Here is an 8,557-nt window from a genome sequence, read left to right as displayed (position 1 = left end):
CCACGACCGCGACCGGCGGTGCGCCCGCCATGGCCGCCGCGACCCCGGCGGCCACCGCCCGGCCGCCGTGGATGCCCTCGCCCTCGTGGCTGACCGACCCGTCGATCGCCACCAGCCGGGCCGCCTCGGCGGGACGTCCGGCGGCGAACACCCCGAACGGCGCCGCCCGCATGGCCAGGCCGTCGCTCCAGGCGTGCCGGTGCTGGGCGGAGACGGGGGCGGCAAGGCCCCGGCGCAGGTTCTCCAGGGTGCCGCGCTCGCTGAAGCCGGCGCCGCGGAAAGAGCCCTCCGCGCGGCCGGCGATGTGCTCGTGCCAGGCCGCCTCCACATGGGCGGGGGTGAGCGCGGAGCCGTACCGGGCCAGCAGGAGACCGGAGAAGACGGCGTACTCGGTGTCGTCGGTGCCGGCCGGGCGCTCGGCGACATAGCCGGTGATACGGCCCCAGCGGGCGCGGATCTCGGACGGCTTCAGGTTCTCCGCCGGCGCGCCGAGGGCGTCTCCGACGGCGAGGCCGAGCAGCGCGCCGCGCGCCCGTTCGCGAAGCGGGACCCCGGCCGCTGCCGGGGCCGTGGCCAGGGCCTGAGGGAGTCGGGCGGTCGATCCCATGGCGGGCTCTCCTCTCGGGGCGTCCCGCCGGGCGGGAGCCCTCGGCGGATCTGTCCCCGGTGGAGTGCTCCGTGCAGCCCCGGGCGCCCCGGCATCACTCGTACGACATCCGTGCGGTGCGCCGCGCGGACGAGCGGCGCACCGCACGGCTCCGGGTTAGCCCAGCCTTTCCTTGCTGGCGGCGGGGGATTTTCCGGCGTAGGTTGGTCGTTGTCAAAAAGTAGATCTCGTCTAAGGGTCGCCTTCGTTCGTGCGGGCGACCGTCCTTTGGGGGACTTCGATGGCCGTCATCGACACCGAGGCGACGCTCCACGAGGCGCATCGCGACAACCACACGCACCGTGACGTGAACGGCGGCTGGCTGCGTCCGGCGGTCTTCGGCGCCATGGACGGGCTGGTCTCCAACCTCGCCCTGATGACCGGTGTCGCGGGCAGCTCGGTGAGCCAGCAGACCATTGTGCTCACCGGCCTGGCGGGTCTGGCCGCCGGTGCCTTCTCCATGGCGGCCGGCGAGTACACCTCCGTCGCCTCGCAGCGTGAACTCGTCGAGGCCGAGCTGGACGTCGAACGCCGCGAGCTGCACAAACACCCGGAGGACGAGGAGGAGGAACTCGCCGCCCTGTACGTGTCGCGGGGGGTCGAGCCCGCTCTCGCCCGTGAGGTGGCCCGGCAGCTGTCGAAGGACCCCGAGCAGGCGCTGGAGATACACGCCCGCGAGGAGCTGGGCGTCGATCCGGAGGAGCTGCCCTCCCCGATGGTCGCGGCGATGTCGTCCTTCGGCTCGTTCGCGCTCGGCGCACTGCTGCCCGTGCTGCCCTACCTGCTGGGCGCCGGCGCCCTGTGGCCGGCCGTGCTCCTCGCCCTTCTCGGGCTGTTCGCCTGCGGCGCGGTGGTGGCCAGGGTGACCGCGCGCAGCTGGTGGTTCAGCGGTCTGCGGCAGCTCGCCCTGGGCGGTGCCGCCGCCGGTGTGACCTACGCCCTGGGCGCATTGTTCGGAACCACCCTGGGATGAATGCGCTCAGGTGTTGTGCAGGTGGGCACGGAGGTGCATCATTATGCGGCGGCTCTGTTCGATACCGTCGCCCGACATCCTCGCATGTGGGGTCATCTGTTGGGTTGCCTGCCGGTTTCGGCTGTGTAACCACGGGGCATGAGCCGTACGCGTTGCGGGCAATGACGCCGCTGCCTCGTATCCACGGGACCGGGTGACACCACCCGCCCGTCCTCGGACCGACGGACACCGATCCGACCGATCTCGTCCGCCGCCGGTCCCCCGTCCTCACCGCCGGGTGCGGCACGCCGCCGTCATCCACGGTGTTCACATGATGGAACGGAGCATCCGGTTTCCGATGATCAGTCCATCATGTAACCTGCACGACATTTACCGGATTACGTGATTCCGGATTTCACGCGGAGGGCCAACGTCGTCCCTCGGTACCTGCACAGGCCACATGACGACGGGAGAGCCGATGCGTATGCCGCGCCAGCCGTCCCAGCAATCCGGGGGCGACCGCCCGAACCGGTCGTCCTTCATGGATGCCCGCCCTGCCGCGCAGGGGATGTACGACCCCCACAACGAGCACGACGCCTGCGGCGTCGGCTTCGTGGCCACCCTCACGGGCGAGGCGAGCCATACGCTGGTCGAGCAGGCGCTCACCGTCCTGCGCAACCTGGAGCACCGCGGTGCGACCGGCTCCGAGCCCGACTCCGGTGACGGTGCGGGTCTGCTGACCCAGATCCCCGACGCCTTCCTGCGCGAGGTGGCCGGGTTCGAGCTGCCCGCGGCCGGCTCCTACGCCGTGGGCATCGCCTTCCTGCCCCAGGAGGGCACCGAGGACGCCGTCGCCCGCATCGAGGCGATCGCCGCCGAGGAGGGACTGACCGTCCTCGGCTGGCGCGAGGTCCCGGTCGCCCCCGAGCTGCTGGGCGCCACCGCCCGCTCCACCATGCCCGTCTTCCGCCAGCTGTTCGTCACCGACGGCGTGAGCGAGGGCATCGACCTGGACCGCAAGGCGTTCGTGCTGCGCAAGCGGGCCGAGCGCGAGACGGACGTCTACTTCCCGTCGCTGTCCGCCCGCACCCTCGTCTACAAGGGCATGCTCACCACCGGGCAGCTCGAGCCCTTCTTCCCGGACCTGTCCGACCGCCGCTTCGCCTCCGCGATCGCGCTCGTCCACTCCCGGTTCTCCACGAACACCTTCCCGAGCTGGCCGCTCGCGCACCCCTACCGCTTCATCGCGCACAACGGCGAGATCAACACCGTCAAGGGCAACCGCAACTGGATGCGCGCCCGCGAGTCCCAGCTGGCCACCAGCCTGTTCGGGGACCCGGAGAAGCTGGAGCGGATCTTCCCGGTCTGCACCCCGGACGCCTCCGACTCCGCGTCCTTCGACGAGGTCCTGGAGCTGCTGCACCTCGGCGGCCGCTCGCTGCCGCACGCCGTGCTGATGATGATCCCGGAGGCGTGGGAGAACCACGACTCCATGGACCCGGCCCGGCGCGCCTTCTACCAGTTCCACTCCACGATGATGGAGCCCTGGGACGGCCCCGCCTGCGTCATCTTCACCGACGGCACCCAGGTCGGCGCCGTCCTGGACCGCAACGGCCTGCGCCCCGGCCGCTACTGGGTCACCGACGACGGCCTCGTCGTCCTCGGCTCCGAGGTCGGCGTCCTCGACATCGACCCGGCCAAGGTCGTCCGCAAGGGCCGTCTGCAGCCCGGCCGCATGTTCCTCGTCGACACCGCCGAGCACCGCATCATCGAGGACGACGAGATCAAGGCGGCCCTCGCCGCCGAGCACCCCTACGCCGACTGGCTGCGGGCCGGCGAGATCGAGCTGGGCGACCTGCCCGAGCGCGAGCACATCGTCCACACCCACGCCTCGGTCACCCGCCGCCAGCAGACCTTCGGCTACACCGAGGAGGAGCTGCGCGTCATCCTCGCGCCGATGGCCAGGACCGGCGCCGAGCCGATCGGCTCCATGGGCACCGACACGCCGATCGCCGCCCTCTCCGAGCGCCCGCGGCTGCTCTTCGACTACTTCACCCAGCTGTTCGCGCAGGTCACCAACCCGCCGCTGGACGCCATCCGCGAGGAACTGGTCACCTCGCTGCGCAGCTCGCTGGGCCCGCAGGGCAACCTGCTCGAGCCGACCGCGGCCTCCTGCCGCAGCGTCGTCCTGCCCTTCCCGGTGATCGACAACGACGAGCTGGCCAAGCTCATCCACATCAACGCCGACGGCGACATGCCCGGCTTCAAGGCCGCGACCCTCTCCGGCCTGTACCGCGTCTCCGGCGGCGGCGAGGCCCTCGCCGCCCGTCTCGAGGAGATCTGCGCCGAGGCCGACGCCGCCATCAGCAACGGCGCCCGCCTGATCGTCCTGTCCGACCGCCACTCCGACGCCGAGCACGCGCCGATCCCGTCGCTGCTGCTCACCTCGGCCGTCCACCACCACCTCATCCGCACCAAGCAGCGCACCCGCGTGGGCCTGCTGGTCGAGGCCGGTGACGTCCGCGAGGTCCACCACGTCGCCCTGCTCATCGGCTACGGCGCCGCCGCCGTCAACCCCTACCTGGCCATGGAGTCCGTCGAGGACCTGGTCCGCGCCGGCACCTTCCTGCCGGACATCGAGCCCGAGCAGGCCATCCGCAACCTCATCCGCGCCCTCGGCAAGGGCGTGCTGAAGGTCATGTCCAAGATGGGCATCTCGACGGTGGCCTCCTACCGCGGCGCCCAGGTCTTCGAGGCCGTCGGCCTGGACAAGGACTTCGTCGACACGTACTTCACCGGGACGGCCACCAAGATCGGCGGTGTGGGCATCGACGTCATCGCCCAGGAGGTCGCCGCCCGCCACGCCAAGGCGTACCCGGTCACCGGTGTCGCCCCCGCGCACCGCGCCCTGGAGATCGGCGGCGAGTACCAGTGGCGCCGCGAGGGCGAGCCGCACCTGTTCGACCCGGAGACGGTCTTCCGCCTCCAGCACTCCACGCGCACCGGCCGCTACGACATCTTCAAGAAGTACACGGCCCGGGTGAACGAGCAGTCCGAGCGTCTGATGACGCTGCGCGGCCTGTTCGACTTCGCGTCCGACCGCAAGCCGGTCCCCATCGACGAGGTCGAGCCGGTCTCCTCGATCGTCAAGCGCTTCTCCACCGGAGCCATGTCCTACGGCTCCATCTCCAAGGAGGCGCACGAGACCCTCGCCATCGCCATGAACCGGCTGGGCGGCAAGTCCAACACCGGTGAGGGCGGCGAGGACCCGGAGCGTCTGTACGACCCGGAACGCCGCTCGGCGATCAAGCAGGTGGCCTCCGGCCGCTTCGGTGTGACCAGCGAGTACCTGGTCAACGCCGACGACATCCAGATCAAGATGGCCCAGGGCGCCAAGCCCGGCGAGGGCGGCCAGCTGCCCGGTCCCAAGGTGTACCCGTGGGTGGCCAGGACCCGGCACTCGACGCCGGGCGTGGGGCTCATCTCCCCGCCGCCGCACCACGACATCTACTCCATCGAGGACCTGGCCCAGCTGATCCACGACCTGAAGAACGCGAACCCGCAGGCGCGGATCCATGTGAAGCTGGTCTCCGAGGTCGGCGTCGGCACGGTCGCGGCCGGTGTGTCCAAGGCCCACGCGGACGTCGTCCTGATCTCCGGCCACGACGGCGGCACGGGCGCCTCCCCCCTCACGTCCCTGAAGCACGCGGGCGGCCCCTGGGAGCTGGGCCTGGCCGAGACCCAGCAGACCCTGCTGCTCAACGGCCTGCGCGACCGGATCGTCGTCCAGGTCGACGGCCAGCTGAAGACCGGCCGTGACGTGGTGATCGCCGCGCTGCTGGGCGCCGAGGAGTTCGGTTTCGCGACCGCGCCCCTGGTCGTCTCCGGCTGCGTGATGATGCGCGTGTGCCACCTGGACACCTGCCCGGTCGGCATCGCCACCCAGAACCCGGAGCTGCGCGAGCGCTTCACCGGCAAGCCCGAGTTCGTGGTGAACTTCTTCGAGTTCGTGGCGCAGGAGGTCCGCGAGCTGCTGGCCGAGCTGGGCTTCCGCTCCATCGAGGAGGCCGTCGGCCACGCCGAGGTCCTCGACGTGTCCCGCGCCGTCGCCCACTGGAAGGCACAGGGCCTGGACCTGGCGCCGCTGCTCCATGTGCCCGAGCTGCCCGAGGGCGCGGTGCGCCACCAGGTGACCGCCCAGGACCACGGCCTGGAGAAGGCGCTCGACAACGAGCTGATCCGGCTCGCCGCCGACACCCTGTCCGCGCCCGACGCCGCCAGCGCCCCGCCGGTGCGTGCCCAGGTCGCCATCCGCAACATCAACCGCACGGTCGGCACCATGCTCGGCCACGAGGTGACGAAGAGGTTCGGCGGCGCGGGCCTGCCCGACGACACCATCGACATCACCTTCACCGGCTCCGCCGGCCAGTCCTTCGGCGCCTTCGTCCCGCGCGGCATCACCCTGCGCCTGGAGGGCGACGCCAACGACTACGTCGGCAAGGGCCTGTCCGGCGGCCGGATCGTCGTCCGCCCGGACCGCGGCGCCGACCACCTCGCCGAGTACAGCGTCATCGCGGGCAACACCCTCGCCTACGGCGCCACCAGCGGTGAGATGTTCCTGCGCGGCAAGGTCGGCGAGCGGTTCTGCGTCCGCAACTCCGGAGCACTGGTCGTCTCCGAGGGCGTGGGCGACCACGGCTGCGAGTACATGACCGGCGGTCGCGCGGTCGTCCTCGGCGAGACGGGGCGCAACTTCGCGGCCGGCATGTCCGGCGGCATCGCCTACGTCATCGACCTGGACCGCGACAACGTCAACGCCGGCAACCTGGACTCGATCGAGGCGCTCGACGAGACCGACAAGCAGTGGCTGCACGAGGTGGTGCGCCGCCATCAGGAGGAGACGGGCTCCACCGTCGCCGAGAAGCTGCTCGCCGAGTGGGACACCGCCGTGAACCGCTTCAGCAAGATCATCCCCCGTACGTACAAGGCAGTGCTCGCCGCCAAGGACGCCGCCGAGCGAGCCGGTCTGTCCGAGACCGAGGTCACCGAGAAGATGATGGAGGCGGCGATCCATGGCTGACCCGAAGGGATTTCTGAAGCACGGCCGCGAGGTTGCCGCTTCCCGTCCGGTCCCCGAGCGCGTCAAGGACTGGAAGGAGATCCCCGTTCCCGGCTCCCTGCTGCCGATCATCGGCCGGCAGGCCAGCCGCTGCATGGACTGCGGCATCCCCTTCTGCCACAACGGCTGCCCGCTCGGGAACCTGATCCCGGAGTGGAACGACTACGTCTACCGCGAGGACTGGGCGGCTGCCTCCGAGCGGCTGCACGCCACGAACAACTTCCCGGAGTTCACCGGCCGGCTGTGCCCCGCGCCGTGCGAGTCGGCCTGTGTGCTCGGCATCAGCCAGGAGCCGGTCACCATCAAGAACGTCGAGGTCTCGATCGTCGACAAGGCGTGGGAGGCCGGCGCGATCGTCCCGCGGATCCCCGACCGGCTGTCCGGCAAGTCGGTCGCGGTCATCGGTTCGGGCCCGGCGGGCCTGGCCGCCGCTCAGCAGCTGACCCGGGCCGGCCACACCGTCGTCGTCTACGAGCGCGCGGACCGCATCGGGGGCCTGCTGCGGTACGGCATCCCCGAGTTCAAGATGGAGAAGCGGCACATCAACCGCCGTATCGAGCAGATGCGCGCGGAGGGCACCCGCTTCCGCACCGGCATCGAGATCGGCCGTGACATCAAGGCGACGGACCTGAAGAAGCGGTACGACGCGATCGTCATCGCCGCCGGTGCCACGACGCCCCGTGACCTGCCCGTCCCCGGACGGGAACTGAAGGGCGTTCACCAGGCGATGGAGTACCTGCCCCTCGCCAACAAGGTCCAGGAGGGCGACTACGTCACCTCGCCGATCTCGGCCGAGGGCAAGCACGTCGTCGTCATCGGCGGCGGTGACACCGGCGCGGACTGCGTGGGCACCGCCCACCGCCAGGGCGCGGCCTCCGTCACCCAGCTGGAGATCATGCCCCGTCCGAACGACAAGCGGCACCCGGTCGACCAGCCCTGGCCGACCTTCCCGATGCTCTACAAGGTCACCTCGGCCCACGAGGAGGGCGGCGAGCGGGTCTACTCCGTCTCCACCACCCGCTTCGAGGGCGACGAGGAGGGCCGGGTGCAGTGGCTGCACCTGGTCGAGGTCGAGTTCGTCGACGGCAAGCTGGTCCAGAAGCCGGGCACCGAGCGCAGGATCCCCGCCCAACTGGTCACCCTCGCCATGGGCTTCACCGGCACCGACCAGACCAACGGCCTGGTCGAGCAGCTCGGCCTGGAGCTCGACGAGCGCGGCAACATCGCCCGCGACGCCGGCTTCCAGACCAATGTGCCCGGCGTGTTCGTCGCCGGTGACGCCGGCCGTGGCCAGTCGCTCATCGTGTGGGCGATCGCCGAGGGCCGTTCGGCCGCCCGCGCGGTCGACCGTCATCTCACGGGTGCCAGCGATCTGCCGGCCCCGATCCGCCCGACGGACCGCGCCCTGGCCGTCTGAGGCCGTTTCAAGGACGTCCCGTACAACGGCGTACGGGTGGGCCAGCTGGGGGATTCCTCCAGCCCCCCGAAGCGGCGCCTGCCCCAAGTCCCCGACCGGATCACAGGGCAGGCGCCGTCGCACGTCACGGAGCCGGACACCACCGCCCCCGGCGGCGCGGACCCGGCCGGGCGCTCTAGGTGTCGCACTCCAGCACCGTCCGGCACAGGGCGCACCGTGCCCGTATCCGGCCCCGCACCGGCACCCGGATGCGCTGATGGCAGGTGGGGCAGGGGAACGAGACCCGCAGCGGCTCCCGCCCGGCGGACGTGAAGGAGTAGGGGGCCGCCGACCGGGTGAGCGGCACCGGGCCGTGGGCCTGGGCGCGGCGCCGGTCGCGGGCATAGCGGCGGCGGCCCGCCGAGCCGGCCGCCGTCAGCGGCG

Annotated in this window: 4 protein-coding genes and 1 pseudogene; 3 read left to right on the top strand and 2 right to left on the bottom strand. The window is 71.3% G+C overall.

The window, feature by feature from the left end; genetic code table 11:
• Positions 1-607, bottom strand: a 607-nt coding sequence (locus ABD224_RS28465; protein WP_344055071.1) for an ADP-ribosylglycohydrolase family protein, incomplete at its 3' end; no start/stop codon positions are given.
• A 280-nt stretch (positions 608-887) separates the two neighbouring features.
• Here ABD224_RS28465 and ABD224_RS28460 point away from each other — a divergent pair.
• The 3 genes from ABD224_RS28460 (at position 888) to ABD224_RS28450 (ending at position 8,134) form a co-directional block, all read left to right on the top strand.
• Positions 888-1,619, top strand: coding sequence for a VIT1/CCC1 transporter family protein (locus ABD224_RS28460; protein WP_344055069.1), 732 nt, complete (start codon positions 888-890; stop codon positions 1,617-1,619).
• A gap of 547 nt (positions 1,620-2,166) precedes the next feature.
• The gene (gene gltB / locus ABD224_RS28455; RefSeq protein ID WP_344055073.1) at positions 2,167-6,678 is read left to right on the top strand and encodes a glutamate synthase large subunit; all 4,512 of its coding nucleotides are present in this window, start codon (positions 2,167-2,169) and stop codon (positions 6,676-6,678) included.
• The gene (locus ABD224_RS28450) at positions 6,671-8,134 is read left to right on the top strand and encodes a glutamate synthase subunit beta (RefSeq protein WP_344055067.1); all 1,464 of its coding nucleotides are present in this window, start codon (positions 6,671-6,673) and stop codon (positions 8,132-8,134) included. Before gltB ends, ABD224_RS28450 begins: the two co-directional genes overlap by 8 nt.
• Positions 8,135-8,309: 175 nt before the next feature.
• On the opposite strand, the pseudogene ABD224_RS28445 reads toward ABD224_RS28450, so the two are convergent.
• Positions 8,310-8,557 (bottom strand): annotated as a pseudogene (locus ABD224_RS28445) (hypothetical protein); the annotation flags it as partial.

It is taken from the genome of Streptomyces thermoalcalitolerans (assembly GCF_039525155.1).
Taxonomy (GTDB): Bacteria; Actinomycetota; Actinomycetes; order Streptomycetales; family Streptomycetaceae; genus Streptomyces; species Streptomyces thermovulgaris.
Note: the sequence above shows the minus strand (reverse complement) of the source record. Positions and strands in the feature narration are given on the sequence as shown.

What these genes read in the sequence shown, in the direction of transcription:
- ABD224_RS28460 (WP_344055069.1), top strand. Translation starts at nt 888, where the DNA reads ATGGCCGTCATCGACACCGAGGCGACGCTCCACGAGGCGCATCGCGAC.
- gltB (WP_344055073.1), top strand. Translation starts at nt 2,167, where the DNA reads ATGTACGACCCCCACAACGAGCACGACGCCTGCGGCGTCGGCTTCGTG.
- ABD224_RS28450 (WP_344055067.1), top strand. Translation starts at nt 6,671, where the DNA reads ATGGCTGACCCGAAGGGATTTCTGAAGCACGGCCGCGAGGTTGCCGCT.